Origin of the sequence: Synechococcus sp. MIT S9507 (assembly GCF_047304715.1) — a bacterium.
Classification (GTDB): Bacteria; Cyanobacteriota; Cyanobacteriia; order PCC-6307; family Cyanobiaceae; genus Synechococcus_C.
In genome coordinates this window covers 75,692-99,608 of the sequence record NZ_CP138970.1, presented here as the reverse complement: position 1 = coordinate 99,608, position 23,917 = coordinate 75,692, and the positions used below count along the sequence as shown (strand labels likewise).

Annotated in this window: 29 protein-coding genes and 1 other RNA gene; 15 read left to right on the top strand and 15 right to left on the bottom strand. The window is 53.0% G+C overall.

Annotated elements, in window-relative coordinates; all coding sequences use genetic code 11:
• Positions 1–176: 176 nt before the first annotated feature.
• Positions 177–911 (top strand): endolysin, encoded by a 735-nt coding sequence (locus tag SIB83_RS00515; protein ID WP_413746443.1) that lies wholly within the window; start codon positions 177–179, stop codon positions 909–911.
• Between the two features lie 21 nt (positions 912–932).
• On the opposite strand, the gene SIB83_RS00510 is transcribed toward SIB83_RS00515, so the two are convergent.
• Positions 933–1,727 carry a TPM domain-containing protein gene (locus SIB83_RS00510; RefSeq protein WP_413406443.1) on the bottom strand — a complete coding sequence of 265 codons (795 nt, stop codon included), beginning with the start codon at positions 1,725–1,727 and terminating at the stop codon, positions 933–935.
• Between the two features lie 65 nt (positions 1,728–1,792).
• Between SIB83_RS00510 and SIB83_RS00505 the strand changes: the two genes are divergently transcribed.
• On the top strand, positions 1,793–2,986 hold the full coding sequence (locus tag SIB83_RS00505) for a class I SAM-dependent methyltransferase (protein WP_413746442.1): 1,194 nt from the start codon (positions 1,793–1,795) through the stop codon (positions 2,984–2,986).
• Here the strand turns inward: SIB83_RS00505 and aroB are convergent, their stop codons facing one another.
• Positions 2,987–4,120 carry a 3-dehydroquinate synthase gene (gene aroB, locus SIB83_RS00500; protein WP_413746441.1) on the bottom strand — a complete coding sequence of 378 codons (1,134 nt, stop codon included), beginning with the start codon at positions 4,118–4,120 and terminating at the stop codon, positions 2,987–2,989.
• Between the two features lie 77 nt (positions 4,121–4,197).
• On the opposite strand from aroB, the gene SIB83_RS00495 reads away from it, so the two are divergent.
• From SIB83_RS00495 to ssrS, 3 genes are all read left to right on the top strand, one after another.
• Positions 4,198–5,094 (top strand): carbohydrate ABC transporter permease, encoded by an 897-nt coding sequence (locus SIB83_RS00495; RefSeq protein WP_413746440.1) that lies wholly within the window; start codon positions 4,198–4,200, stop codon positions 5,092–5,094.
• Between the two features lie 40 nt (positions 5,095–5,134).
• The gene (locus SIB83_RS00490; RefSeq protein WP_413746439.1) at positions 5,135–6,316 is read left to right on the top strand and encodes a 5-(carboxyamino)imidazole ribonucleotide synthase; all 1,182 of its coding nucleotides are present in this window, start codon (positions 5,135–5,137) and stop codon (positions 6,314–6,316) included.
• Position 6,317: 1 nt separating this feature from the next.
• Positions 6,318–6,500, top strand: a non-coding RNA gene (ssrS, locus tag SIB83_RS00485) — 6S RNA.
• Positions 6,501–6,639: 139 nt separating this feature from the next.
• Here ssrS and SIB83_RS00480 read toward each other — a convergent pair.
• Positions 6,640–6,897: a DUF1651 domain-containing protein gene (locus tag SIB83_RS00480; RefSeq protein WP_413402827.1), complete on the bottom strand. Its 258-nt coding sequence runs from the start codon at positions 6,895–6,897 to the stop codon at positions 6,640–6,642.
• Between the two features lie 243 nt (positions 6,898–7,140).
• Between SIB83_RS00480 and SIB83_RS00475 the strand changes: the two genes are divergently transcribed.
• Complete coding sequence (locus SIB83_RS00475; RefSeq protein ID WP_413746438.1) at positions 7,141–7,413, top strand: hypothetical protein; 273 nt, start codon at positions 7,141–7,143, stop codon at positions 7,411–7,413.
• Between the two features lie 88 nt (positions 7,414–7,501).
• Positions 7,502–7,699, top strand: coding sequence for a hypothetical protein (locus tag SIB83_RS00470; RefSeq protein WP_413402824.1), 198 nt, complete (start codon positions 7,502–7,504; stop codon positions 7,697–7,699).
• A gap of 74 nt (positions 7,700–7,773) precedes the next feature.
• On the opposite strand, the gene SIB83_RS00465 is transcribed toward SIB83_RS00470, so the two are convergent.
• From SIB83_RS00465 to SIB83_RS00455, 3 genes are all read right to left on the bottom strand, one after another.
• The gene (locus SIB83_RS00465; protein WP_413746437.1) at positions 7,774–8,004 is read right to left on the bottom strand and encodes a DUF1651 domain-containing protein; all 231 of its coding nucleotides are present in this window, start codon (positions 8,002–8,004) and stop codon (positions 7,774–7,776) included.
• Between the two features lie 1,500 nt (positions 8,005–9,504).
• Entirely contained in the window at positions 9,505–9,657 is a 153-nt protein-coding gene (locus tag SIB83_RS00460) for a hypothetical protein (RefSeq protein WP_413402821.1), read from the bottom strand.
• 116 nt (positions 9,658–9,773) lie between these two features.
• Complete coding sequence (locus SIB83_RS00455; RefSeq protein ID WP_413746436.1) at positions 9,774–9,983, bottom strand: hypothetical protein; 210 nt, start codon at positions 9,981–9,983, stop codon at positions 9,774–9,776.
• Positions 9,984–10,529: 546 nt separating this feature from the next.
• Between SIB83_RS00455 and SIB83_RS00450 the strand changes: the two genes are divergently transcribed.
• Positions 10,530–10,712, top strand: coding sequence for a hypothetical protein (locus SIB83_RS00450; protein ID WP_413746435.1), 183 nt, complete (start codon positions 10,530–10,532; stop codon positions 10,710–10,712).
• Between the two features lie 861 nt (positions 10,713–11,573).
• Here the strand turns inward: SIB83_RS00450 and SIB83_RS00445 are convergent.
• From SIB83_RS00445 to SIB83_RS00435, 3 genes are all read right to left on the bottom strand, one after another.
• Complete coding sequence (locus tag SIB83_RS00445; protein ID WP_413746434.1) at positions 11,574–11,753, bottom strand: hypothetical protein; 180 nt, start codon at positions 11,751–11,753, stop codon at positions 11,574–11,576.
• A 920-nt stretch (positions 11,754–12,673) separates the two neighbouring features.
• Positions 12,674–12,898 (bottom strand): hypothetical protein, encoded by a 225-nt coding sequence (locus SIB83_RS00440; RefSeq protein ID WP_413746433.1) that lies wholly within the window; start codon positions 12,896–12,898, stop codon positions 12,674–12,676.
• A gap of 60 nt (positions 12,899–12,958) precedes the next feature.
• Positions 12,959–13,135: a hypothetical protein gene (locus SIB83_RS00435; RefSeq protein WP_413746432.1), complete on the bottom strand. Its 177-nt coding sequence runs from the start codon at positions 13,133–13,135 to the stop codon at positions 12,959–12,961.
• 456 nt (positions 13,136–13,591) lie between these two features.
• On the opposite strand from SIB83_RS00435, the gene SIB83_RS00430 reads away from it, so the two are divergent.
• Both SIB83_RS00430 and SIB83_RS00425 read left to right on the top strand, forming a co-directional pair.
• On the top strand, positions 13,592–13,771 hold the full coding sequence (locus SIB83_RS00430) for a hypothetical protein (RefSeq protein ID WP_413746431.1): 180 nt from the start codon (positions 13,592–13,594) through the stop codon (positions 13,769–13,771).
• A 314-nt stretch (positions 13,772–14,085) separates the two neighbouring features.
• Positions 14,086–14,517 carry a hypothetical protein gene (locus tag SIB83_RS00425; RefSeq protein WP_413746430.1) on the top strand — a complete coding sequence of 144 codons (432 nt, stop codon included), beginning with the start codon at positions 14,086–14,088 and terminating at the stop codon, positions 14,515–14,517.
• A gap of 567 nt (positions 14,518–15,084) precedes the next feature.
• Here SIB83_RS00425 and SIB83_RS00420 read toward each other — a convergent pair.
• Positions 15,085–15,360 carry a DUF2103 domain-containing protein gene (locus SIB83_RS00420; protein ID WP_413746429.1) on the bottom strand — a complete coding sequence of 92 codons (276 nt, stop codon included), beginning with the start codon at positions 15,358–15,360 and terminating at the stop codon, positions 15,085–15,087.
• Positions 15,361–15,439: 79 nt separating this feature from the next.
• Between SIB83_RS00420 and SIB83_RS00415 the strand changes: the two genes are divergently transcribed.
• On the top strand, positions 15,440–15,667 hold the full coding sequence (locus SIB83_RS00415) for a hypothetical protein (protein ID WP_413746428.1): 228 nt from the start codon (positions 15,440–15,442) through the stop codon (positions 15,665–15,667).
• Between the two features lie 26 nt (positions 15,668–15,693).
• On the opposite strand, the gene SIB83_RS00410 is transcribed toward SIB83_RS00415, so the two are convergent.
• Together SIB83_RS00410 and clpS are read right to left on the bottom strand one after the other, a co-directional pair.
• Positions 15,694–17,082: a BCD family MFS transporter gene (locus SIB83_RS00410; protein WP_413746427.1), complete on the bottom strand. Its 1,389-nt coding sequence runs from the start codon at positions 17,080–17,082 to the stop codon at positions 15,694–15,696.
• Positions 17,083–17,119: 37 nt separating this feature from the next.
• Positions 17,120–17,416: an ATP-dependent Clp protease adapter ClpS gene (gene clpS / locus SIB83_RS00405; protein WP_413402805.1), complete on the bottom strand. Its 297-nt coding sequence runs from the start codon at positions 17,414–17,416 to the stop codon at positions 17,120–17,122.
• A gap of 72 nt (positions 17,417–17,488) precedes the next feature.
• On the opposite strand from clpS, the gene petN reads away from it, so the two are divergent.
• From petN to SIB83_RS00390, 3 genes are read left to right on the top strand one after another with little or no spacing between them, the layout of a single operon-like run.
• The gene (gene petN / locus SIB83_RS00400) at positions 17,489–17,590 is read left to right on the top strand and encodes a cytochrome b6-f complex subunit PetN (protein ID WP_066907630.1); all 102 of its coding nucleotides are present in this window, start codon (positions 17,489–17,491) and stop codon (positions 17,588–17,590) included.
• 1 nt (position 17,591) lies between these two features.
• Complete coding sequence (locus SIB83_RS00395; protein WP_413746426.1) at positions 17,592–17,726, top strand: hypothetical protein; 135 nt, start codon at positions 17,592–17,594, stop codon at positions 17,724–17,726.
• Between the two features lie 58 nt (positions 17,727–17,784).
• A complete protein-coding gene (locus SIB83_RS00390) occupies positions 17,785–19,221 on the top strand; it encodes a hypothetical protein (RefSeq protein ID WP_413746425.1) in 1,437 nt (478 codons plus the stop codon).
• Here SIB83_RS00390 and psb29 read toward each other — a convergent pair.
• Positions 19,218–19,898 carry a photosystem II biogenesis protein Psp29 gene (gene psb29 / locus SIB83_RS00385; protein ID WP_413746424.1) on the bottom strand — a complete coding sequence of 227 codons (681 nt, stop codon included), beginning with the start codon at positions 19,896–19,898 and terminating at the stop codon, positions 19,218–19,220. The genes SIB83_RS00390 and psb29 overlap by 4 nt on opposite strands.
• 81 nt (positions 19,899–19,979) lie before the next feature.
• On the opposite strand from psb29, the gene clpP reads away from it, so the two are divergent.
• Positions 19,980–20,570, top strand: a complete 591-nt coding sequence (gene clpP, locus SIB83_RS00380; protein WP_413402799.1) for an ATP-dependent Clp endopeptidase proteolytic subunit ClpP — start codon at positions 19,980–19,982, stop codon at positions 20,568–20,570.
• A gap of 137 nt (positions 20,571–20,707) precedes the next feature.
• Here clpP and ftsH read toward each other — a convergent pair whose 3' ends face one another.
• Together ftsH and SIB83_RS00370 are read right to left on the bottom strand one after the other, a co-directional pair.
• Positions 20,708–22,621: an ATP-dependent zinc metalloprotease FtsH family protein gene (gene ftsH, locus SIB83_RS00375; protein ID WP_413402797.1), complete on the bottom strand. Its 1,914-nt coding sequence runs from the start codon at positions 22,619–22,621 to the stop codon at positions 20,708–20,710.
• A gap of 62 nt (positions 22,622–22,683) precedes the next feature.
• Complete coding sequence (locus SIB83_RS00370) at positions 22,684–23,913, bottom strand: ABC transporter permease (RefSeq protein WP_413746423.1); 1,230 nt, start codon at positions 23,911–23,913, stop codon at positions 22,684–22,686.
• Between the last annotated feature and the right edge of the window lie 4 nt (positions 23,914–23,917).

The window sequence follows — 23,917 nt, the reverse complement described above, 5'->3', positions numbered from 1 at the left end:
CAGCTTCAGTTGGCGTGACGATCTCCCGCCTGTCACAAAGTCCCTGGGATCTGCGGCATCTGTTCGACACAGTTTGGCCGTGTTTTACGGCACTGGATTCATCGAATCCATGGATTATTCGCCGTCCCAGTTCTCTTCTGGATTCGACGTTTGATTCTGTTCCTCGAATTTTCTGTATGACTTCCCTTGCTCTCACCGCCTGTCGTTTCATTCCAGGCGCTGTCGCAAGTGTTGTTCCTCTCCTCGCTTCCCTGCCTTTACCGGAGGCTCGTGCGGCTCTGCCTGCGTTGGAGAGTTCCCGCTCAAGGCTTGTGATGCTTGAGGAGGAATCCGGTTCATCAGCTCTCCCTTACATCATCACTCCAGAGCGTCGCGCGATGCTCAACACCATTCGTTTTGCTGAAGGAACCTGGAAGGGTGGTCATGACCTCGGCTATCGAGTCATGTTCGGTGGTGGTCTGATGCCGTCGATGGACCGCCACCCCAACAGGGTGATTTATTCCTCCCGGTACGCCAGTGCTGCTGCCGGTGCCTACCAGTTCATGCCTTTCACCTGGGACATGGTCAAACGCCGCCTGGGAGTCAGAGGCTTCGGCCCTGAGGTACAGGACCAGGGCGCTCTCTTCCTGATCCAACGACGTAAAGCTCTGAAGCTGACTGACACCGGTGTGATGAGTCCTCACCTTGCAGCAAAATTGGCTCCCGAGTGGGCTTCCTTCCCCACCTTGCGTGGCAGCAGCTATTACGGGCAACCTGTGAAGCGCTTTGCAAATCTGCAGGGGTTCTTCAACGTGAATCTCGCTCAGTTGCGCAAGATTCGCGATCAGCGTCGCTCGGCTCTTTCGGCTAATAAAACCGTTCAGGCCAAGTCCGATGCTGATTGTCTGGGTCCAGCATTTTCTTGCAAGTAGCCCTGAGGCCTCTCGCCTGACTCAGCCATCCTGATTGGATTCGTTCAATTTTCGTCCAACCGTGGCCCCGGCGATCAGGTAAGCACCAACTCCTCCAGCCATGAATCCCATGCCGTTGCGAATCAGCGGCAGCAGTTCACTGGTTCGTGTGACGACAGGTGCAACCCCGAACACACCGAACAGCATCACCCAAAGAGGCGACAGCAACAGCAGCCAGCCCCAGGCAATACGCTCACCCTCTTTGCGTGGATAGGCAGCGAAACCTGCAATCAGACCACCAAGGATTGAGGTGCTGAGCGTCCAGAGCCACTGTTCCGTGGGCAGGCCCGGCACAACCTGGCACCCTCCGCGATCCAGGCAGAGTTCCACGGCATCCAGTGCTGCCAGGATGGCTCCGTCTTCACCGTGATCCTTCACATAAAACTGATTGCCGTAGCGGGTTTGCAGCTCCACCCACCAGGTACGCGGCATCAGCGCAAACAGGGCATCCCCCACATTGAAATTGAGCAGGTTGCCCCCACGAGGGTCCGCCACCAGCAGAAGGCTGCGCTCGTCAAGTCCCCAGAAGTCCTTCACGGCAAGTCCTGGGGTTCGCTCGTACTGCGTCAGCACTCTCAGCTTCCAGCCGCTGCGTTGTTCAAAGGCGTCGAGAGAGGTTTCCAGTGACTGCCGCTGCGTCTGGCTCAAGGCCTTGGCAAGGTCAATCACCGGTGTCGGATGGTCGGGAAGCAGATCGGGATTGTCGATAGCCCCGGCGGGTGCAGCGAACATCACCAACAACACCCACAGGCTCAGCAGTGCTTTCAGGCCGCGCATCATTGCTTGAACACCCATGATTCAGTGCGAGTGCACGCCATTCTCACCACATGAAGGCCTTTGATGTGCCCTGCCCAGCGTGGCTGCAGGAGCGACTTCAGCACCATGGTGACCGCGTGCCCTTTTCCACCTTCATGGAATGGGCTCTTCATGACCCTGATCACGGTGCTTACGGACGGGGGGAACTGCGTGTCGGTGTGACCGGGGATTTCGTCACGTCTCCTTCCCTTGGCGAGGATTTTGCAGGTCTTCTGCTGCATCAGCTCATCGACTGGCTGGAGATCCTGGCGTCTCGGCATCCGGATTCGCCGCTGTCAATCGTGGATGTGGGTCCAGGTGAGGGCGATCTGATTGCCCAGTTGATCCACATGCTCCCGGCTGCCGGAGCTGAATGGCTGCCGCGCGTGGAGTGCGTGCTTGTTGAAATCAACCCTGGAATGCAGCTCCGCCAGAGGGAGCGGCTCGAGTCATTGGCCAGTGTTCCCTGCCGCTGGGTTTCCCTGCAGGAGCTCGCCGCAGCACCCGTCAACGGCGTGATGCTTGCTCATGAGCTTCTTGATGCTCTGCCGGTTGAACGCCTCATCCTCCGAGAAGGATCACTGCGTCGTCAGATGGTCGCTCTCGAGACCTCAGACGCATCAGTCCCCGTGCTCAGGTGGGATGAAGATCCTCTGCCACCGCCACTGGAGGCTCAGATCCTGAAGCAAGCCGATCGTGATGCTTTCGAGCTGCCGCCCAGGGGAGCGAGGGAAGGATGGGCGACGGAATGGCATCACTCCATGGCGCCCTGGATGAAAGAGGCCTGGGCGGCCATGAACGATGGCATTTTGCTGGTGGTGGATTACGCCCTGGAATCCAGCCGCTATTACGCTCCGCATCGTGCTGACGGAACCCTGATGGCCTACAGGCGTCAGCAGGCATCGTCGGACGTTCTGCGTGATGCGGGTTGTCAGGACATCACCGCCCACCTGTGCCTCGAATCGCTGGTGGGAGCAGCTGAAGAAGCTGGCTGGAGTTGCGCCGGGCATTGCCGCCAGGGAGAGGCGCTGCTTGCCTTGGGTCTTGCGGAGAGACTGACTGCACTACAGCAGATGCCGGGTGATCAGCTGGCGGAAGCGTTGCGGCGGCGAGAGGCTCTGCTGAGACTTGTTGATCCACACTGTCTCGGTGAGCTGCGCTGGATCGCCTTCGATCGCAATGCACCCGCTGCAGCTGAAGAAGACTTGATCGTCAGTCGTTTTCTGCGTTCACCCTCCTGATCAATTGAGTGAATCAAGGCAACGGGTGACATCCTCCTTGCTGATCTCGTCACTGATGATCACGTTGCCGATCCGGGTCGGCAGGACAAAACGCACCTGACCGTGGCGGACCTTTTTATCGCCTTGCAGGGTTTGCAGTGCTGATTCCTGGTTCAGGGCCGGCCAGGCAACGGGTAATCCGGCCTTCTCAATGAGCTTCACCTGGCGCTGTTGATCAGCTTCGCTCCAGAGTCCCTTCTGGACAGCGAGGCGCCCCACCGCCGCCATGCCGATCGCCACCGCTTCGCCATGAAGCCATGTTCCATATCCGGTCAGAGTCTCCACCACATGACCGAAGGTATGGCCGTAGTTGAGGATTGCCCGCCGACCGCCCTCCCGTTCATCATCAGCGACAACCGATGCCTTGGCCTCCGCAGAGAGCACGAGGATGTCGTGGAGCAATGTCGGATCCATGGCCGCTGGATCAGAGAGATCTGAGGCTTGCTCCAGTCGCTGGAACAGTTCAGGGTCTCCGATCACTCCGTACTTGATGACTTCTGCCATTCCAGCTCTGAATTCCCTCACAGGCAGGGTGTTCAGCGTCAATGGATCAATCACCACCAGTCGTGGCTGATGGAAGGCTCCGATCAGATTCTTTCCCTTCGGATGGTTAACACCGGTCTTGCCGCCGATGGAGGCATCCACCATGGACAGAAGAGTTGTCGGAACCTGGACAACTCCGATACCGCGCAGCCAGCATGCCGCCGCGAAGCCGGTCATGTCGCCGACAACACCACCACCGAGCGCCAGCATGAGGGAAGTGCGCTCCAGGCCCTCCTGCTGCGCTTTGTCCAGAATCAGGCTCAGCGTGTGCAGGTTTTTTCGTTCTTCACCCGCATCGATTTCCAGCAGCACCGGTTTGAATCCAGCAGCTTTGAGTCCTTTCAGGCAGCTCTCGCCGTAGGGCCCGGCCACGTCGGGATTGCTCACCACAAGAATTTTGGTCCCTGATCGAATCGACAGCTCGGCCAGTGCCGCTCCGATCGAACTCACCATCGAACGGCCGATGATGACGTCGTAGGGATTGCGTTCCAGCGACACCGTGATCCTGGTGCGTTCCTGCAAGTCAGCTGGCTGCGCTGTGCTTGTGCTCATGGGCCGATGCTGCGGTTGCAATCCGCTGGCGATTCGATCGACTGACCTTATCCTCAGCCGGAGGCTTCTCGAGTTCGATGAACCCTGTCTCCAGGCCAGACCGGCGAACCACCCTCACAGCATGGGCTTTTCTTGCGCCTGCGCTCACACTGTTGAGTCTTTCGGTGCTGATTCCTGCCGCGATGGCTTTGCTGATCAGCTTCACGCAGACCGGGCTTGATGTGTCGGAACCTCTGCGCTTCATCGGCCTGGCCAATCTGCGCAGGCTTGCCGGTGATCCGATGTTCTACCGCGTGCTGGGGACCACCCTCGTCTACCTCATCGGCGTGGTCCCTCCGATTGTTCTCGGTGCCCTGGCTCTGGCCGTCCTCGTGAATCGCGTTCTGCCGGGTATCCACTGGCTGAGAGCTGCCTTCTACACGCCAGTGCTTGTGTCGATCGTTGTCGCCGCCATTGCCTTTCGCTGGCTGTATGCGGAGAACGGCCTGATCAATGGCTGGCTCGAAGCCTTGATCGGGTCCGGTTTCATCCCCATCGACTTTCTGACCAATCCCCTGCTGGCATTGCCTTCCGTGATGCTGGTGACCCTTTGGAAAGGGCTGGGGTACTACATGGTGATCTTTCTTGGAGGTCTTCAGGGGATCTCCAAGGAGCTCTATGAGGCAGCGGAACTGGACGGCAGTGAGGGTTGGAGGAAACATCTCGATATCACCCTTCCTTTGCTGAAGCCCTACGTGACCCTGGTGGCGGTGATGTCAGCCATCGCCGCCACCAAGGTGTTCGAGGAAGTGTTTCTGATGACGCAGGGAGGACCTGCGGACTCCACCAGGACCCTTGTCTATTACGTGTATGACCAGGCTTTTGCAGAGCTGGAGATCAGTTACGCCTGCACAGTTGGTCTTGCACTGTTTCTGATCGTTCTGCTGCTGACGGCGATCAGATTTGCATTCGCTGAGGACCAGTCACTGATCTAGACAAAAACTTTCCTGAGGGTCGGATGGCAAGCTTCAGGGGATGAAATCAACGGCCATGGCCAGTGCTGCCGGAACAATTGGTGTTGTTGGGGGTGGCCAGCTCGCACTGATGCTCTGTGAAGCCGCGTCATCGCGCGATGTTGATGTCATTGTGCAGAGCGCATCCGGGCAGGACCCGGCAATGGCTGTGGCGCAGGAGCAGGTCACGGGTGCGCCGACCGATGCTGCCGCCACGGCGGAATTGTTGAAGCGTTGCCAGAACGTCACTTTCGAGAATGAGTGGGTTCCGGTGGATGCATTGCGGACACTGGACCGTGATGGGGTGAGGTTTTCCCCTTCACTCGTGAGTCTTCTGCCGCTGGTGAACAAGCTGTCTCAGCGACGAATGCTGGATGATCTGGCGATCCCCAGTCCGGCCTGGATTGCCCTGGATGAAATCAACCTCGACTCACCATCCCTGCCCGCAGGATGGACATTTCCGGTGATGGCGAAAGCCGCCCATGGCGGTTACGACGGCAAGGGCACCTGCGTGATCGGCAGCATCAAGGCTCTCAGGGACCTGCTGAGCAGCGTTTCGATTCAGGAATGGCTGCTTGAGACCTGGGTTGCTTACGAGCGTGAACTGGCACTCGTCGTCAGTCGTGATCGGCAGGGCCGAATCCGTAGCCTTCCGCTGGTGGAAACGCATCAGAGCAACCAGGTCTGTGACTGGGTTCTTGCTCCTGCTCCGTCGGAGCAACTGTTGGAAGCCACCGCATACAACATCGCCGCATCACTGCTGACAAGCCTTGATTACGTGGGAGTGATGGCACTTGAGTTTTTCTACGGCCCGGAAGGGTTGATGGTGAACGAGATTGCCCCGCGAACCCACAACTCTGGCCATTTCTCCATCGAGGCTTGCAGCAGCAGTCAGTTCGATCAGCAGCTCTGCATCACGGCTGGTCTTCCGGTTCCATCAACAGACCTTGTGGTGCCGGGCGCGATCATGGTGAATCTCCTTGGACTGCCCTCTGAAGGCTCCGAATCACTGGAGTCGAGGCTTGCTGCACTGAAGGCCATTCCCAGGTCTCACCTGCATTGGTACGGCAAACAGGAAATACCCGGAAGAAAAGTGGGGCACGTGACTGTCCTGCTCGAGCAAGCCGACTCTGATGCTCGCGGCAAGGAGGCTGAAAGCCTTCTGAACCAAGTCCGTGAAATCTGGCCGAATCCCTTAAATTGACAGTGGACTGCCTGGTTGGTGACAGCCTTTTCTAGTGCTCTGATCTGACTCTCTTTCGACTTGGGGTGACTGTCGTGAAGGTGCCGTAGACCGGCCTTGTAGCCGGAAACGAATCCTCGCTTTGTCGCCCCTTCTGGTAACTCCAGGTCGAACACTGGGGCTCGCACGGTCAGGTGGTCCACCTCTTAGCAAGCGCAGTGGTGGTAACGGTTTAGGGCCACTGCGTCTGTTGGAAGACGTCGGTAAATCACCACCTAAAGCGCTACTCAAAACCAGTGAGGAAGTGGCGAGAAAGCACACGATTGGCTCTCTGTTGCTTTGACTCAGTGACCCGTATCAAGACGATCACTAGGAGCAACTTCAGATGTGGTCCATCCACAACGCTGAAGCTCTTTCCAAAGAGCGACGGCATCCTCGTAGCGCATGTTCCGGCGTGTCTTGAGAAGCGGCGGATGACCTTCTGGCATGTCTTTGATGTGGTCAACGATCACAAAGACGTCATCTGCTGAACAGCTGGAGTTCGGATCGGAAAGGAAGCTGACCGTCTGGCACTTATTCGCAATGGTCAGCAAGCCTTTCATTTGACGCGGTCTCGACAAACAAAAGCTACAACCAGTGGCTTGTATCTGCGGACACATATTCACCAAGCAGCCTCACTTGCGGTCCACCAACACCCTGCAGTTCAAACCAAAGGTTCGCTGCGTCCTCGTACGCATCTACCTGAGAATCTTTAGAGAGCAGCGCAGCTGGGTTCGCCAACAAGTCGAAAGCTACAAGCTGGATTGAGTTGCAGAAGCCAGAATCGCTTGAGCGCACTCAATTGCATGGCAGGCCCACACGACCAGACCAATCGAATTGAGCGTGATCTAGAGACAAAGGGAGGAAAGCTCGCCAAGGACCAGAAGCCAGACAACCCAGCAAAAAAACACAGAAGCCTTGATGCAGTCATTGCAACTTCAGGTCTGCTTGTAGTTGTGGCTTTTGCGATCGTTTTCGGGGGCCGCCTCAGCGTCACCCAACGCGCCGCACTGAGCGGTGGTGTTTTGGGCGGTGCTGCAGGGTTGCTGGTGGGTTACGTCGTCGGACGGATTCGCTGATCCCACTCGTAACGAATCGAATTGGCCCGTTTGGGGAATGCACCTTCGGTAATCTTTCAGCGACTGTGCATGCGTTCGCAATCAACCAATGGAAGGCTTCGGACGTGTTGTTGTCGGCTCTGCCGCTATTGCTTCTGTCGTAATAGGTTCTGCTGTTGGCGGTCTTCTGGGCGCGGCAGCGTTTTTTGCAGTCGATGGACTGACGCCCGAGGGCGCTGAGGCAGACCCCTACAGAGGCCCCACTTCTGCCTTGGTTGCCGGGCTTCATAGCTTCACCAGCAACTGAATGAATCACCACCTGGGCTGACATCGCTTCCACCCGCCTAACTTCTGCATGGTCTCCCAGACTTCAGCGGTTGATCACCAAGCCGCTTTAGCCACGGTCCAACCAACGCTCTTCAGTTCAAACCAAAGACTGGCTGCATCCTCGTAACGCATCTCCCGTCGTGTCTTGAGCAAGGCGGGTTGGTCATCAGGCATGGGTTTGCCGTGATCGACGAACACTCTTTGGTCTTTGACCCAGGTGCTTGATGGATCTCGGTGAAACCGAGCAAACCAGCATCCCTTTGGATCAGCAAGCCAGCCATCCATTGCTTTAGTACGCCTGTACCAAGGCTAAGGCGGGTGTTGGTTCTGGTCAATCAAGCGTCCTCTGTTGATGCCTGGTTGCCATGCAGTTTCAGCCAGGCTCAAGTCAATGCTCTTTTTTGACGCTTAAGGCGTGAGGGGTCTTTGATTGGCCTGGCTTAATTTATATTTAGCGATGCCCTCTAAGGTGGCTGCAAGGCCCTGAAAGGCGTGCGTATGCTGATGATGAAAGATGTCTAATTAATGTTTAGGCTTGCTGCAGAGGCTTGCAGGTGTCACTCAATGTGTGTGGGTTTGATAAACGGGTGCATGTGTTAATCGAACTGATTTCAACAATAACAGGGAGTTAAGTGAGAGTAATTATTAATAAATATCGGCACCAAGTGAAGCCAATGTTAGTAACATCTAATAGATAACTAATGGCAAGCGCAACGCGTTAGGGCCGTGACTTCTTGATGGATTTACCGCAGCATCGCAAGATGCTAGATCTATTGGCCAAGGCAAATCGGCAGATGCATTGTTATGACTAGGATCTTGTTCCCAGTCGTTGGCGCTAGGAAAGGATAGTGGCCCAGCCCGTGGCACAAAGGACCATGAGACAGGGTCAGGTAGGCAAGATTGATGACCCTCCCCCCTGGTCAGCAGATTCAAAACGCAGCGATACCCATGCTGGGGGTGCAAGTTTGCGCGCTGTATATACGATGAGGGTTCAGAAATTTATGCTGAAATTTAAGGGGGTTAAATATGCCCCTAGGAGGCCTTCAAAACAGCATAGGGCCCAACGCACATGACACAAAAAAAGCACCTTCTAGGTCCATATAGAGCAAAATCAGAATAGTTTTGTCAGCTAATCAAGGTTTAACACATATCCTATATAATATAAATGCAGTGATGATAACTAACGCTCACTAGATGTAGTGTTAAGCCGATAAAGGGGACGAAAAAAATCAATCATGGGACTGCTCATTGAGCATTAGTTCTCTCTTTCTTTTATCACAGAGCCTTAATCATCATCAATCAATTGAGCAGGCTCCAGACATAGCTTTGGGTTAGGTGCATCTGCGTCCGTTCGCGAAGACCCTGGAATCGGCCAAGGTGATCTAAAAGTCCCGACTCGAAGTCTGGCGGGCAGGAATTAACTGGAGAACGCGACCTAGGCCATGGGGCATAATTGTCTCCATCTACATAAGACAATAGTTTTGAGGAATTAATGTCAAAATTTTTAGAGTCATTCAAGAAGTTTTGGTTCTTCTACTTTGACATAATCCTGCTAATTATCTTCCCCTGGCTGTTTCCCTATGTTTTAACTTCAGCCGTTATTGGGTTAGTGGTGTGCTTATGGAATGAGAAGAAAAAGAAGAAAGAGAAGAAATAGTCCCTGGTTTGAATTAGCCTAAGGAATTATTTCACTAATCACAAAGTGCAATCCTTAGTTATCAAGCCTTGGCCCTGGCACGGATATGGGACCTTTAATCCATCAGACGCGACATCATGAGACACTTACTATTGACTATCATCAGCAATATCAAACTCACGATAAAGTGCATCAGCATCTTGCAATTGCCTTTTTAAAAGCAGATGATTGATACGGTCTTTCCACCACTGCTCAATCATTCCAGCATCTTTTCTAACAAAGGTGTATTTAGGCTGTTCCATAAATCTCCTTTGATTAATAGTATTTAAGAGGCTTTTCCTCCCTGCACCAGTTAATCCTTACAATACTTAAGTAGCCTGCAATACATTATGCCAATCAATTTGCAAAATTATTGAGTTCAGCCCTGTTTTGCTTCTATCAGCTCTTCAGCGTCATCACTGACAGAACACGTCGATTCAGTCTCTTCGACAAGCTGCTGCAACATCTGAATCGCGCCTGAAATCTGCAACAACTGGGTCTGCAACTGTTCCAGCTGTTGTGAACCCTTTTCATATTGGTTCTGAGCTTGCTCTAGTTTGTCTTTTAGGTTTGCGTGATTACACGTCATTGTCTTTTTGAATTTGATGAATAGCTTCTAGCAGGGATTTGATTATGTCTGGTGAACCCTGTATCTCCTGAGCCTTCTCTAAGGCAGCTCTGAGCCTATGTAAGCGGTCAAAATAATCATTCTCCAGATTCAATAGATGTTCCTGAATTAACTCTTGCTCAGGCGCACGGGCGGTCTAAGAGGCTTTCTTTACCTGCTTGCAAGTACCAGCAGAAGTCACTTCATGACTGGCTGGGACGTACCTATGAGTGGGAGGCGCAGTGATATCTCTACTCCTAAGCAGACGCACAGAGCTCTTTGTTTGTCTGTAATCGGGTTGTTGTTCTTCCATCAGTCCTTACCAGATGCACTGCTGATGGTCAATGTGTTGCTATGGCTGCGATTGAATAACAATTAAAACGATTAATTCTTGTAACTCCAGTTATACACAGCGACATAGAAGAGGCCACTGAGGGTCTAAAAATCCAGCCCCTACAGCGAACAGGCTTCAGAAATTTCTGTCGTGTTTAAAACAGACTACTATTATCAATGGTCATAGACTAAGCCATGGACAAAGCTAAAGAGTTCAGAGTTGTTAAAGGTGAGAGTTGTCTCGGAAGCTGGACAACGTACGAACCTGCATTAAAGCTCTTCAATCAACTGAAGGAAGTGCTGTCTAAGGGAGAGCGGTTAGAAGTTGAGGAAGTTAAAGAGGGTTACGTAGAAACAGTCATTTCACAAATTGGGTGAATTAGGCCTTGTAATGGCTCAAAAAGTTCTTCTTGCCAGATCATGTCCAGTTAAGATTACAGGCACCTTCTAGGAACTCATCTTTGCATCAGAGATTAAAAACAACGAATAGAAGTCTGTTTGCGTTCATCTCTTTTTTGGTCAAAGCTGCTCATTCATGCAAAAAGCATTATCAAGTAAAATAATCCAGCAGCGTATATTGTCAACAATAGTAAGAAATAAAATCCATCTTTCCAGCCTCTTCTGTGTTTATTCATTTCTACAAACCAGTCGTAGCCTGTAGCGTATTTAACTAGCCCTAGTGCCCATATATATGCAAAGGTATAAACAAGCCAAGCCACAATGGCTATTAGAGGTTTCAGCATCGCGCTAATCGGGAGTAGAAATCCATCATAGTCCTGCTTCTAAAACGAATAACAACCAAATCAATATTAGCGATCTGAAAGAGATTGTGATTACTTCGATATCTTGCAGCATCTCGAGAAAAGATCAGCTCAGAGGAGCATAAAGAATGATTCCTGCAGTCAGGAGAGCAATCAGCGATGAAAAGATATAGAAGAAAACCATTGACGTGAGCGACAAAAGAGAATTACCGGAGTATCTGGCCTATTCAAACCTGGCTGAAGTTCACTAGAGGTAATGGGGATCACAGCCGAACCAAATTCATTGAGCTTGTATCGATTATCAGACTCACTTGAAGATTTTTGAGTTTTAAATGTTTGATTGGAGGTGCGTGATCACCACAATCATCCTGAGTGTCACGCTCAGGGATATTGGTCGCTTCCCTGGAGGCTGGTTGTAGTAACCGTGATCGATAGGCGCAGCAGCAGCACAGGCCTATTGCAGGCCAGGCGGTAAGGATCAGTCGTCTGCTTCAAGCAATGCATCGAACCATTCCTGAAGCAGCTGAGGTGTTGTGATCCCAATCCTCGTCAGCCCTTTGACCAGTTGCTTGCAGTCTCTGGAACTCAGGTAAAAGAGTTCGGTATCAGTGTCCATCAGCTCCTGGTAAAGGCACTCCTGCTCTCTGGTAAGCGTCATATCCCCCCTTGCCCCGTTAGTGGTGAAATACCAGTGTTGCCCCTATGAATCGGGTTGTCTTCACCCGTTCTGACTAAAACCCAAGGGCTGAAATGGTCATATCGGGTGATGTCTTCGACATGGTGGTGATATCAGTGTCATGTCATCACACATCCACTGACCTGGGCATTGATAGGACTGTTATGCGCTCTGGGCATCGGAGTTGCACAGGACAATATCATTTACTTTCCGATCACCTTTGCAATGGTCTGCATGTTGACTGAGGTTTGAGAGGGAGAACTACGTAGATTCTCTTCTTTTTAACTCATCTTTCAGACGCTTTTCATAGCACTTGATGACGTGCGATGAATAGTTTTTCTCTTTGAGCAGCTTGATGATGTTTGAAAGAACTTCAAGGGGGTCTTCCGTTGGTTCGTTTGAAGTGGTCATTGCTTACGCATTTGACGAAAGTTTAGTGGATTTGGTTTGAGTCGCTGCGAGTCAGTCCAGGAGTTCCAGATCTTCTCGCACCTATTGGATTGCTGGAACTAAATAGTTTTTGAGAATCTCGCTAGATCCTAAATTTGTGTGGCTGGTTGTTGTATTTCGGTAATAATTGTTGATATCTTTCTGCATCATCTGAGCCACTCCATATGACCTCAGCTCATGACTGTCAATACATTCCGTGGCTTAAAGTGCTCAGCAAATCTGCTGCCCCAATCTTCAATCGTTGCTCTGTAGTCATCTGCCCAGATTGGATCCTTGCTGCTGTTGGTAGCTGCTTCAGGCATCCACTCCTTCAGTCTCCTCATCACGTCGCTTTGGATTGAGATGTTTCTTTCACCTTTCTTTTGAGCTTTAGGTTCGGTTTTTGAACCTTTCCATCAGCCGCAGTCCATTGGTACTTATTCCAATGCAGGACACCCTTATCAAGATCAAGGTCACACCACTTCAGGCCGCAGTAATCCTCTTTCCCAAGGCCCCGATATCGACAAAACCAAAGGGATGTCTTGCTTTGCGTCTGCCATTGCTTCTGCTTCAAGCAGCTTTGCCTTGTCTAGTGGTTTTTTCTCCGTATCTCTCTTCAGACCCTTCTCCACGTCTGTCCAAATGTTTTCACCCTTTAGCTGACCTGTTTCCTTTGCCCAATTCCAAAAGCCAGACAACAGAGAGAGATAGGTGGATGTCGTTGTTTCTTCAATGCTCTGGCCCCTCTGCCTTCCTTTTCAGTTCCTCTTTGTTGATGCTGAGGTGCTGACTTGATCCAGTGATCGCGTCTCGAGCCACTGCTGCCAGGTGCCAGCAGCCATCAACAAGCCTTCGACCTGCCCTCTCAGCTCTCCCATAAGAGCTTCGATTCCTTGCCTTTCACGCTGTTCCTCTGTGGCAGAACGAGCAGTCACGACACAGCCTCTGACTCCCTTGACCATCCAGCCGCACGCATCAGGTCATCAACCACCACATCCAGCCTCTCTCCTGTTCTGTTGGCCTCAATGACCAGTGCTTGGCGTGTTGCCTCTTGCCTGGTCTTGCCTCCCTAGCTTCAGAAGATCTTGCTCTCTGCGTCTGTTCTCTCTCGAACCCACTTCGGAACATTGACCTCAACGTGGAATCATGACTTGCCTTTCATCATTTGTTGGGTTGGAGTGGCTTTTGGAGTTAGTCCCACACCTCCAGGTCGAACAATGGGGCTCGCACGGTCAGGTGGTTCATCACAATTGATCCAGATCCTGAAGTTTTTTGGCCAGTGGAGACCAGCCCTCTGTCGTGGCACCAGAAACGTGTTGCGGAACTGTTTCGCCTTAAGCCAACATTAAGGAGTCGCCATCACCAATTTTCGGGTTCAGGCCCTTGCTGCCATGGCCGCCATCATTCGTTTCACTTCCGGTCCAGAGCCAGCATGGCGTCGTTGTCTTGAGCGTTGTTGGTGTCTCGACTGTGACATCGATCCACTGATTCTTCGTTCCCGCCACCTCCATAGGCAAGGGCTTGATCAAGAGGCACTGGCCGTGCGGGAGGAACTCCTACCGATTTTCTGAATGGTTTTCATGAATCTTCAGATGGACTGAAAGGTCATGATGACCCTTGTTCGCTCAGGTTGGTCCGAATGCCGAATATCAGTGCACATATCGTCTGAAGCTGTCTCGTACAGCAAAAGTCATCAATACCCCTGTCGGCGTGACTATTGGTTGATTGTTTTGATGTGCGTTGAAATGAAATTTGGAATGTGTTGTCGCAGGGTGCGCAATCAATTGTTCAGTAGGTCGAGTTTTTTGTTGTTCTGTTTATCTGCGCCATCAACGGCTGAGAAGATAGTGCAGTTTCGCTGTCGCTATGATGATCAAAGATTTTCGTGGCACTTGTGAAACGCCATCATTTGATAGAGGTTTGTGTTGTGATGATGGTGACAGCTGCTTGTTCGATGGATTACCCCTCAAGAACCGAAGCGGAGAGTGCCTGCGATAAGTGGGAAGCGAGTGAAAAGAAAGTTGATTATGAACGAGAGTTGCTTGGTTTTGAGAAAAGAACAAAATTCGAGCAAGACAATCCACGCCCTGATGCTGCTTTTTGGGACGATGAAATCAAAGAGTGGGAGAAGCAAAAGCTAGCCTTTGCGTCAGAGTCAATCAGTGAAACTATCAGTATTAATCCACGTTACTGTCAGGAAGAAGAGCAGACATCGCAGTTTCTGGGTTATCAGAACAATGAGATTAAAAATGGAACGTATCAGGATGAAGTTGGTAAAAAGGGTGAGTGGAAAGTTGTCAGGCATTTTCGATACTGATTGCCTACGGTTTGCATTCACTCGTTAGGCATCTTTCTTTTGGCTGATCAATGGGCCAGCTTGCTCTCACTTGCTTGAGAGGCCAGTGAGCTTTTCGCTGTTATTCAGGCTCGGTAATACTTGCTTGCGTTTGGATTGATTCGTTTTAAGCAAACATTGACCTTGATTGTGTTTGCAAATTACATTGACAATGTTAATTGCTATGTCTCTCTGGTTGGCAATTGCAGGTTTTTATTTTGCTCATCGCGGATTCGGGTTTGAATATGTTTTGGTTGATTTTTGCCACGGTGCGCTCTTGGTATTGCAGAAATCGAGATAAACCGATCTTTTGATTTGATGTTCCAACTCTTCGACACTGCTTTGCTCATCTTCTGAATAGATCCTTCATTGGAATTGCAGTGTCATCAGTGAAGTTCCAGTGATGTGGGTTCATCTCCTGGCTTCGAATGGGCGATGCCATCTCTGAATTGGAAATCAGTACCTCAGGCTGACGAATCAACGATTTTGGCCCTTGTCAAGACAACCATTCATCGTCCCGGCTACGAATCGGGGCCTCCCTGAGAGCTTTCAGGGGCTGCAGGTCTTGATTCTTCTGAGCAGCTCATCCTTGGCCAGCTGCGTCACCACGAAGACCTCCTGAGCCGTGGTGCCTTTGCGAGCGAGCATCTTGAAACCGCCTGTCACCGGTATCGATACACGCAACTGCAGGCCTGAGCTGTGACCGCGAACTCTGGAAATCACCCCTGGAGTGATCGTCTGAATTTCAGGGTCCTTTGCAAGAACCTTCAGCCAGGGGATCAACCCTTCCACGTAGGTGCTGTGTGTGATTACGAGGCGCCCCACCGAGAGTTGCTGTTTGATGAAATTTGAGTTGGTCGAAGCTAATGGATCTGGCTACAGAGAAGAGAGAGATCTGCCAGCCATGCTTCGATCTGTCGACAGGCTGCTTCGTGAGGTGACTGGTCCTTTGCAGGATCGTTGTGGTCCTCAGGCCCGGGTTCTGACGACGGAGGTTCACGGTGATGAGGTCCGTGGTCTGGCCTTTTGTCCCGGCAAGGTGCTCAGATACGTGCTGACAGCTCACAACAGACCCATCAAAACCACTGAGGTGCTGCGGTTGGCTCGCAGCAGCAGGCAGCCTGCTGCCTAAACACACAGCCAGATCTTTGTTTCGGATCACTCGAGCTCACTGACAAGGACCGAACTGAGTGCCTGTTCGACCTTTGACTGAAACAGCTCGGTGTTCACGCGCAGGAGCATCAGTCCTGCCGCCAGCAGACCGAACGCCTGGACGATGAAGACACCTGCGTAGGCCTCATAACTGTTCTGAGATCCGGTGAATTCGCCGAACACGCTCAGCAGCGCTCCGCCGCTGATCGTGGCGAGCCCTCTTGCGTAGGCCTGGGCCAGCCCCCAGACACCGATAAACGTTCCCGCCATCAGTGGTGAGGTCAGACCGAGCATCAGTGTCAGGCTTGCATTGGTGCTGATCCCCGCTCCGACACCAAACAGAAAAAGAGCTGTACGGAAAAGCGGTGTTGAAACCATGAATCCCGCCAATACCATCAGCAAAACAAACAGGGCTGAAAGCACTCCACCTGCCAGTGCCGTTCGCTGTGGGCCAAGACGTGGTGTGATCACGAAGCCTGTGGCAGCAATACCCAGCAACGTTCCGACTCCCCAGACCGCATTCAGCTGAGTGCTTGTGCAGACGTCCATGGCGAATACCGCACCGCCGTAGGGCTCCAGGACAGCTTCCTGGAGAAACAAAGCGAAGGTGAACAAGGAGAGAACAGCAAAGAAATACCCCACCTGGGGAGACTGTTTCAACACAGTCCAGGCTCCACGCAGAGAAATTTCCTGGTTGGCTGCCTGCCGTGACTGATCTTTCTCCTGGCCAGGCTTCAAACGCGGTTCCACACCTGCGATTGCTACCACCACAATCGTGAAGATCGTCAGGGGAGCCACTGTGATCAGTCTTTCTACTCCGGAGATCAGATCACTCAGCTCGGCTGTGGCGCATGAGGAGCCGAGAAACGAACTCAGCAGAATCGCACCTGCGACGATTCCAACCATCAGCATCGACCACACGATGGAGACCAGCCCAGGTCTCTGTTTGTCCGTGCTCACGTCAACCAGCAGGGCTGCGAATGGTGTGGAACTGGCTGCAATGGCCAACCCGTAGAACATGAACACCAGTGCAAGGATCAACCCTCGCCAGATCACATCAGCCTGGCTGCCTGCCTGGGAAGCTTCCGCAAGCCAGAGAACGGTGTTGCCTGCAATCCAGGTCAGTGTGCAGAACATCGCTGCTCCACCAACAATGAAGGGTGTTCTCCTTAACCCCCGCCAGCGGCAGCGATCCGATTGTTGTCCGAACCAGACTCTGGAAAAAGCAACCAGTTGCTGACTGCCCAGAGCCAGTGCAGTCAGAGCGGCCGGAACTTCAAATTCATCGATCAGCAGCCTGTTGAATATTCCAAGGGTGAGGACCGAGAGTGCACCCAGACAGGCCTGAAACAGACCAAGCCTCAGGGCCAGGAGGATGAACCGTGCTGATCCCACGGATTTCAGAAGCGATTTGCTGACCTTAGGTGGGGCTTCAGCAGCGCTCGATCGGAGCCATCGTCAACCCTTCTGAGCCAAGCTGCTGGTGATAGAGCTCCGCCTGCTCCAGGGGGCCGCACCAGACTTCGGCACGACCTTCTCCATCGATGCGGCGAGCCAGTGCCCAGGCACGATCGGAATTCATACCGGGAATGATCTTGCACAGGCACTCGACCACGTGTTCAAACGTGTTGACGTCATCGTCAAGCACGATCACGCGGGCCTGTGGATAACGCTGAGTTGTCTTCTGGCGCTCAAGAACCGTTGCTGCACCGGGTGATGACGAAGTCATGAGGTCTCGTGAACAGACGGGATGAATCCGCAGGGCAGCATAGTTACAATGCCGGAAATCAAGAGATCCACAATGCTTTTCACCCTGGGCTGGGCTTCTCTGGCAGCTGTGTTCAGCTTTTCGATCGCCATGGTGGTGTGGGGTCGTAATGGTGACGGCTCCATTAATTTCTGACGTGTACGAGACACTTCAGTCTCCTCTGGTCAATCAGGGACTCGCCTTTACAGCAATAGCACTGCTCGTGTTCGTCAGTGGAGCTGTGATCTACCTGTCCACCATTGAGTGGAAGGACAAGCGCCGGCGAAGGTAACCGTTTGTCTGAATCTGCCTTCTTGAATCAGAGCTGGAATCGTTGGCGTACGCAGCTGTTGGGTTCAACGGCGACTGTGGCCGGTGTTTCCCTGCTCATCGGTTCCGGATTGGTTGGATTGCGACTGAGCAATCAACCACTGAAGTGGGCTGATGGCAGTTCAGCATCGAGTCTGGCTGAGCTGTCCGGGGCTCTGAGTCTTGTCCAGAGTTTTCGTGGTGATCCATCCCGGACGCCACCGTCACTCTGGTCAGAGCGTCTGGGCGTCAAGCCCGCCGCTGAACTCTGGCGACGATACGGTCGTTCCATCTGGTGGCAGGGATGGGCACAGGACGGTGATGCTTATCTGATTCTTTCTTCGTCGACATTCCCCGGAGAGATTCAGGGATTGCAGCTCCAGCGTGTGGGTTCGATGGAGGTTGTTGCTTCCGATGCACTGCACCGCGAGCAATTGCTGCAAAGGTTGAAAGCCGGTCAGGGTTCAAAGGCCACCCTGCAACCGGACAGTCTCCTGGGAGCCTGTCTTCGAGATCTGTCGGAGGGTCCAGGGGTGATCTGGAATGCAGATGCTCTGGCAACACTCAGTGGAACGCTGGCGCCGCTGCTCCAGCAAGGTCGGGAGGGGTGCGTTCAGCTCCGGCTCGAAAATAATCTTCTTGTCTGGAATGGAGTGATCGGTCGTCGACCGCTCAGCTCCCTCACCGGACCGAGTGCAGGGATGATCTCAGGCGGTTTCAAAGCGGGTTTGGATCAGAGCAGCACCAGTCCAAAACAGCCCAGTCCGATAGAGCCCAGTTCAAGCGCATCGGGTGGAGCAGCCCGTGATCGCACATTGCTTCAGGTTGATGGACAGCGTCTTGATCTGATTCTGGGCACGCTGCTGTCTCGTCAGATCATTCAGGCTCCGCTCGAGGAGCATTACGGAATCAATGGTGCAATGCGCAGCAGAATCGCTGATCTTCCGTTCTCCATGAGACTGAAAAGCCTCTCAAGCGGTGCCTACAAGGCTGGTCTTCAGATTCAATTGCCGATGAGCGGGAGTCGTCAGCAATGGTCCTCAATCCTGGAAGCGGTTTCGGATCGTCTTCTTTCCAGAAATTTTCAGCAACACCAGAATGTTCAGGACCCGTCGCAGGGTGGGGCAAGCAGTCTCTGGCAGCAGCGCGATGACCCTAATCAGACCATCGTCGGAGGCTGGCAGATCATCAAAGATCAGTCAGCTTCCTTATTGAGCATCGGATTTGGAACGGAACCTGCCGTTCAGCCTTTCCTCGCGCCACTTTCGAAACAGCAATCATCAGCGCTGAGAGTCACAGGTGACCCGAAACGTCTGACGCAACTCGGCCTGCTGGCCGGTCTCTGGCCCAAACCCGTGCAGCGAGCATCAGCACTGAACATGGTGATCCTGCCCTTCAACAGCTCAGGAACAGGCCAGTCACACCTGCAGTCCTGGTGGAAGGTCAGTGGAACCCTGACGCTGTCTGCCGAGCCTTAATCCTGGGCAGCTTTTTCAGCCTTTTGCCGTTCGCGTTTCCGTCGTTCTGCAGCGAGTGTCTCCTCCATGAGTTCAACCGCCTGGGCCATCTTCTCGAGATTGCTGCGGTACAGACCGAGATCCTTTTCCAGACGAGGCCGAGACAAACCGATCTGCTCACCGATGGAGTGAACGGTCTTGCTCAGTTCCTCGGGGTCATCACTTTCCTTTCCCTGTGCTTCGGAGAGGAGACTGAACAATCCAACAGCCACGAGGCGGGAGTAATGAAACTGATCACCGGTCACCGCTGAGAGGCCACTGGCCAGAGGCTCCGGAGCTCCTTTCCCCTTCGATTTCAACCATTCCTGGACGTCTTCAACCGTGTGACCCTGAACAGCCTTGCTGCTCCCCTGAGCAAGGGCCTTGATTTCATCGCCATCAAAGCCATTGCAACTGCAGAGGGCGGAGAACAGCGGGTCAAGCTGGTTCTCCGGGCGATACCCCTTCGTAAAGGCCTGGAAGACCTGACAGAGTCCCACTGCGAACAACGCGTTGATCGTGAAGTTGGTTTGGTGACTCAGCAGGTGAAGTTCCACCAGCAGTTCATCTGCTGTGCGTCGATACAGCGAAGGAATGACGTATGGGAAAGCGGTGTGAAATGCTTTCTTGCTGTCAGCGATCGTCTGGGACCCAGTCAAGCTTTTCTCAGGCTGTCTTTAAGGCAAGACCATAGCGCCGCTGTTGCCGCCGTTAGGATTCAGCGAGTGAGAAGATCCATCATGATCCCCATCGTCATTGAGGAATCCGGACGCGGGGAAAGGGCGTTTGATATTTATTCGCGGTTGCTGCGCGAACGAATCATCTTTCTTGGAGAAGCAGTGACAAGTGAGTCAGCCAACAGGATTGTTGCTCAGTTGCTGTTTCTCGAAGCTGAGGATCCTGAAAAGGATATCTACCTCTACATCAACTCACCGGGCGGCTCCGTCTATGACGGTCTCGGGATTTTTGACACCATGCAACACATCAAGCCTGATGTTCAAACGGTTTGTGTTGGTCTGGCCGCCAGCATGGGTGCATTCCTGCTGTGTGCCGGAACCAAAGGCAAACGTAGCAGTCTTCAGCATTCACGCATCATGATTCACCAACCACTCGGTGGTGCAAGGGGGCAGGCCAGTGATATTCGTATCCAGGCTGATGAAATTCTTTTTCTGAAAGATCGCTTAAACAAGGAACTTGCTGATAGGACCAGTCAGCCTCTCGATAAAATTCAGGCAGATACAGATCGGGATTTCTTTATGTCCCCGTCAGAAGCCAAGGATTATGGTTTGATCGACAGCGTGATTGATAAGCGACCGGTGCATTCGGTTTGAACTCCAATTCCGGTTTTAAAAAAGCTTCCTTTCAAGGAAGCTTTTTTATTTTCTGATGATTCAACAGCGGCTAATAAGTCAATAAAAAACCCAGTCACTTAAGGTGACTGGGCAAAATCTTTTTATGAATTACTGGTTCAGTTCAGAACCGGGGAGAAACGATCCTTCTCAGGAATTGTGGTGTAATTGGAGAGAACTTCACGGAATTCATCTCCATCCATGGTTTCTTTTTCAATCAGGAGCTCAACAAGACGATCCATCGCTTCGCGCTGACCCTGAACAAGGCTGAGTGTTTCTTCGTAGCACTGCATCACGATGCCACGAACCTGTTCGTCAATCTGTTTCGAAGTGCCCTCGGAGGTGTCACTGCGAGTCATCAGATCTCTGCCGATGAATACCTCCTGGCTTCCTCCCTCGGTTGACATCTGTCCAAGGCCGCTCATTCCGTAGCGGGTCACCATCTGCCGAGCGATTGAAGCAACCATCTGGATGTCTCCACCAGCGCCCGTGGTGACTTCTGCGTATCCGAACACCACATCTTCAGCAGCGCGACCACCAAGGGCACCCATGATCCGTGCTTTGAGTTGAGAACGGGACACCAGCATCTGCTCTTCGTCAGGGGAGAACCAGGTCAGACCCTGTGCTTGCCCTCGTGGAATCAGGGTTACTTTCTGAACGGGGTCATGGTCCTTGACAAGACTTCCTACGAGAGCGTGCCCAACCTCGTGATAAGCGATCAGTCGCTTACTGCGTCCGTCGGTCAACGGATGGCCTTCCAGTCCAGCAATGATCCGATCAACGGCATCATCAATCTCAGCGAGACTGATGGTTTCCTTGCGGCGACGGGCTGTGAGGATTGCTGCCTCATTGAGGAGGTTGGCCAGATCGGCACCCGTGAAACCAGGTGTTCTGCGTGCAATGCTCTCGAGTGAAAGATCTTCTGCGAGTTTCTTGTTGCGTGAATGCACCTTGAGAATGGACAGACGTCCCTTGATGTCAGGAGCATCGACGGTCACCTGACGATCGAAACGGCCAGGACGCATCAAGGCCGAATCAAGAACATCCGGGCGGTTTGTGGCTGCAATGATGATGATTCCACTGTTGCCCTCAAAACCATCCATTTCCGTGAGCAGCTGGTTGAGTGTTTGCTCACGTTCGTCATTCCCTCCACCGATTCCAGCTCCACGCTGGCGGCCGACCGCATCAATCTCGTCGATGAAGATCAGGCAGGGACTATTCTCTTTCGCTCGCTTGAACAAATCCCTCACTCTGCTGGCTCCGACGCCGACAAACATCTCCACGAATTCAGAACCTGAAAGCGAGAAGAACGGAACACCTGCCTCGCCAGCGATGGCTTTGGCAAGCAAAGTTTTGCCTGTGCCGGGAGGGCCAACCAACAACACACCTTTGGGAATCTGAGCTCCGACGGAAGTGAATTTCTCCGGCTGCTTCAGGAACGTCACAACCTCTTCAAGGTCCTGCTTTGCTTCGTTCACCCCTGCAACGTCATCGAACATCACACCCGTTTCAGCTTCCATCGCAAAGCGGGCTTTTGTTTTCCCGAACTGCATGGCCTGACCAGGTCCGCCAGGCATGTTGTTGCCCCGTCGTGCCAGGAAAATCAGAGAACCGATCAGCAGCAGCGGAAACAGAAGATTGCCAAGAATTCCAAGAGCCGGGGGTGCGGTTTTCGGAGGATGAACATCAAAGCTGATGCCCTCTGCCTTGAGCGTGTTGATCAGCTCAGGTGCCAGACCAGGCAAATCCACCCGCAATCGCTGAACTCGATTGTCGAGATCGGGATCAACAGCCTCGACCACCGCATCTCTTCCCCCGTCATAGATGTCGACCGATGTGACACGGCCCGCTTCCACATAATCAAGGAAACGGCCGTAACTCATTCTCGCTACAGCCGTGTTGCGAGGAGCCACTGTTGGCCCCCCCGGCTTCAGATTGTTCAGCGCACCACTGCCAAAAAATTGCAATGCCAGCAGCAGAGCAACAGTGATAGGGAGTCCCCAGAGAAGGATCTGCCGCCAGCGCTGATTCATGGCAATGATGAAGATCCGACGATCGTAAGAGCTTCGGGTTACAAACTGTGCAGTTGTTCTACCTAAAGACTCCGCAAAGCCGTAATCGGATCAAGCCGAGCGGCACGCCTTGCGGGAACAACACCGAAAAACAGTCCGATTGAGCCTGAAAGCCCTACGGTCAGGAGCACTGTTGGAACGCCGATGACGGCGGGAAGAGGGGTGAAAAAGGCCACCGCCGCAATCGCTCCGTAACCGACCGCAGTTCCGATCACGCCTCCCAGGCTGGAGAGCACCAGTGATTCGACAAGAAACTGACGCAGAACATCCGAGCTGCGTGCACCGAGCGCTTTGCGCAGTCCGATCTCCTCAGTTCTCTCGCTCACCGAGACCAGCATGATGTTCATGATTCCGATCCCACCAACGAGCAGCGACACTCCTCCTATGGCACCAAGCATCAGGGTCAGGCCGCCGGTGATGGTTCCAACGATTGTCAGAGCATCCTGCTGAGAGCGAACAGCGAAATCGTCATCCCTGAGGATGCGGTGTCGTTGACGCAGAAGATTGGAGATCTGGAACTTTGCTGCACTTGTGCTGTTCTCATCTCTTGCTTCAGCACTGATGAAACTGAGGCTGACGCCGTAGGTGGGGTCGCGCCCTGTCAGGCGGCTGACCATCGTGCTGAGTGGGATATAAGCGTTTTCATCCTGATTGGATCCGAACACAGCCCCTTTGGGAGCCATCACACCGATCACGCTGAAACTCTGGTCTCGGATTCGCAGGGAACTGCCGATTGCTCCACCGCCAGGAAAGAGCTTGTCGCGCAGATCAGGACCGATCACCACCACGGTTCGTGCTGCCTGGACGTCCTGTTCGCTGATGAAACGGCCCCGGCCCACTTCAAAACTTCTGACCGGCAGAAACTCAGGAGTCACACCGAAGATGGCGGCGGTGCTGCTTCTCGCACCTGACTGCACCACTTCATTGGCATTGATCTGGGGCGCCACCCGCTTGACGCTGGGAACCTGTTGGGCAATCGCCTCAGCGTCCTCCAGCACCAGAGTGCGTGGAAAAGCCACGCCCTGACGCCTTGTGTCGTTGCTGCCCGGCACCACGAACAGCACATTGGCTCCCAGGTTGCTCAACTGACTTTCAGCAAGATTCTGGGCCCCACGTCCCACGCCGACAAGCGTGATCACGGATGCATTGCCGATCACAATTCCGAGCATCGTCAACAGGCTGCGCAACCTGTTGGCCTTCAAGGTCTTGAGGGCCATGCCGACGGTTTCGGCGATGGGCAGATTGCTCGCCATGGAT

Bases quoted from the DNA above. Each gene is read 5' to 3' on its own strand.
- SIB83_RS00430 (WP_413746431.1), top strand. From the start codon at position 13,592: ATGGCCGCCATCATTCGTTTCACTTCCGGTCCAGAGCCAGCATGGCGT.
- SIB83_RS00415 (WP_413746428.1), top strand. From the start codon at position 15,440: ATGCTTCGATCTGTCGACAGGCTGCTTCGTGAGGTGACTGGTCCTTTG.
- petN (WP_066907630.1), top strand. From the start codon at position 17,489: ATGCTTTTCACCCTGGGCTGGGCTTCTCTGGCAGCTGTGTTCAGCTTT.
- SIB83_RS00515 (WP_413746443.1), top strand. From the start codon at position 177: ATGACTTCCCTTGCTCTCACCGCCTGTCGTTTCATTCCAGGCGCTGTC.
- SIB83_RS00455 (WP_413746436.1), bottom strand. From the start codon at position 9,983: ATGACGTGTAATCACGCAAACCTAAAAGACAAACTAGAGCAAGCTCAG.
- SIB83_RS00450 (WP_413746435.1), top strand. From the start codon at position 10,530: ATGGACAAAGCTAAAGAGTTCAGAGTTGTTAAAGGTGAGAGTTGTCTC.
- clpS (WP_413402805.1), bottom strand. From the start codon at position 17,416: ATGACTTCGTCATCACCCGGTGCAGCAACGGTTCTTGAGCGCCAGAAG.
- SIB83_RS00480 (WP_413402827.1), bottom strand. From the start codon at position 6,897: ATGAAAGGCTTGCTGACCATTGCGAATAAGTGCCAGACGGTCAGCTTC.
- SIB83_RS00370 (WP_413746423.1), bottom strand. From the start codon at position 23,913: ATGGCGAGCAATCTGCCCATCGCCGAAACCGTCGGCATGGCCCTCAAG.
- SIB83_RS00475 (WP_413746438.1), top strand. From the start codon at position 7,141: ATGGCAGGCCCACACGACCAGACCAATCGAATTGAGCGTGATCTAGAG.
- ftsH (WP_413402797.1), bottom strand. From the start codon at position 22,621: ATGAATCAGCGCTGGCGGCAGATCCTTCTCTGGGGACTCCCTATCACT.
- SIB83_RS00470 (WP_413402824.1), top strand. From the start codon at position 7,502: ATGGAAGGCTTCGGACGTGTTGTTGTCGGCTCTGCCGCTATTGCTTCT.
- SIB83_RS00495 (WP_413746440.1), top strand. From the start codon at position 4,198: ATGAACCCTGTCTCCAGGCCAGACCGGCGAACCACCCTCACAGCATGG.
- SIB83_RS00490 (WP_413746439.1), top strand. From the start codon at position 5,135: ATGAAATCAACGGCCATGGCCAGTGCTGCCGGAACAATTGGTGTTGTT.
- aroB (WP_413746441.1), bottom strand. From the start codon at position 4,120: ATGAGCACAAGCACAGCGCAGCCAGCTGACTTGCAGGAACGCACCAGG.
- SIB83_RS00465 (WP_413746437.1), bottom strand. From the start codon at position 8,004: ATGGATGGCTGGCTTGCTGATCCAAAGGGATGCTGGTTTGCTCGGTTT.
- clpP (WP_413402799.1), top strand. From the start codon at position 19,980: ATGATCCCCATCGTCATTGAGGAATCCGGACGCGGGGAAAGGGCGTTT.
- SIB83_RS00460 (WP_413402821.1), bottom strand. From the start codon at position 9,657: ATGGAACAGCCTAAATACACCTTTGTTAGAAAAGATGCTGGAATGATT.
- SIB83_RS00445 (WP_413746434.1), bottom strand. From the start codon at position 11,753: ATGACGCTTACCAGAGAGCAGGAGTGCCTTTACCAGGAGCTGATGGAC.
- SIB83_RS00510 (WP_413406443.1), bottom strand. From the start codon at position 1,727: ATGCGCGGCCTGAAAGCACTGCTGAGCCTGTGGGTGTTGTTGGTGATG.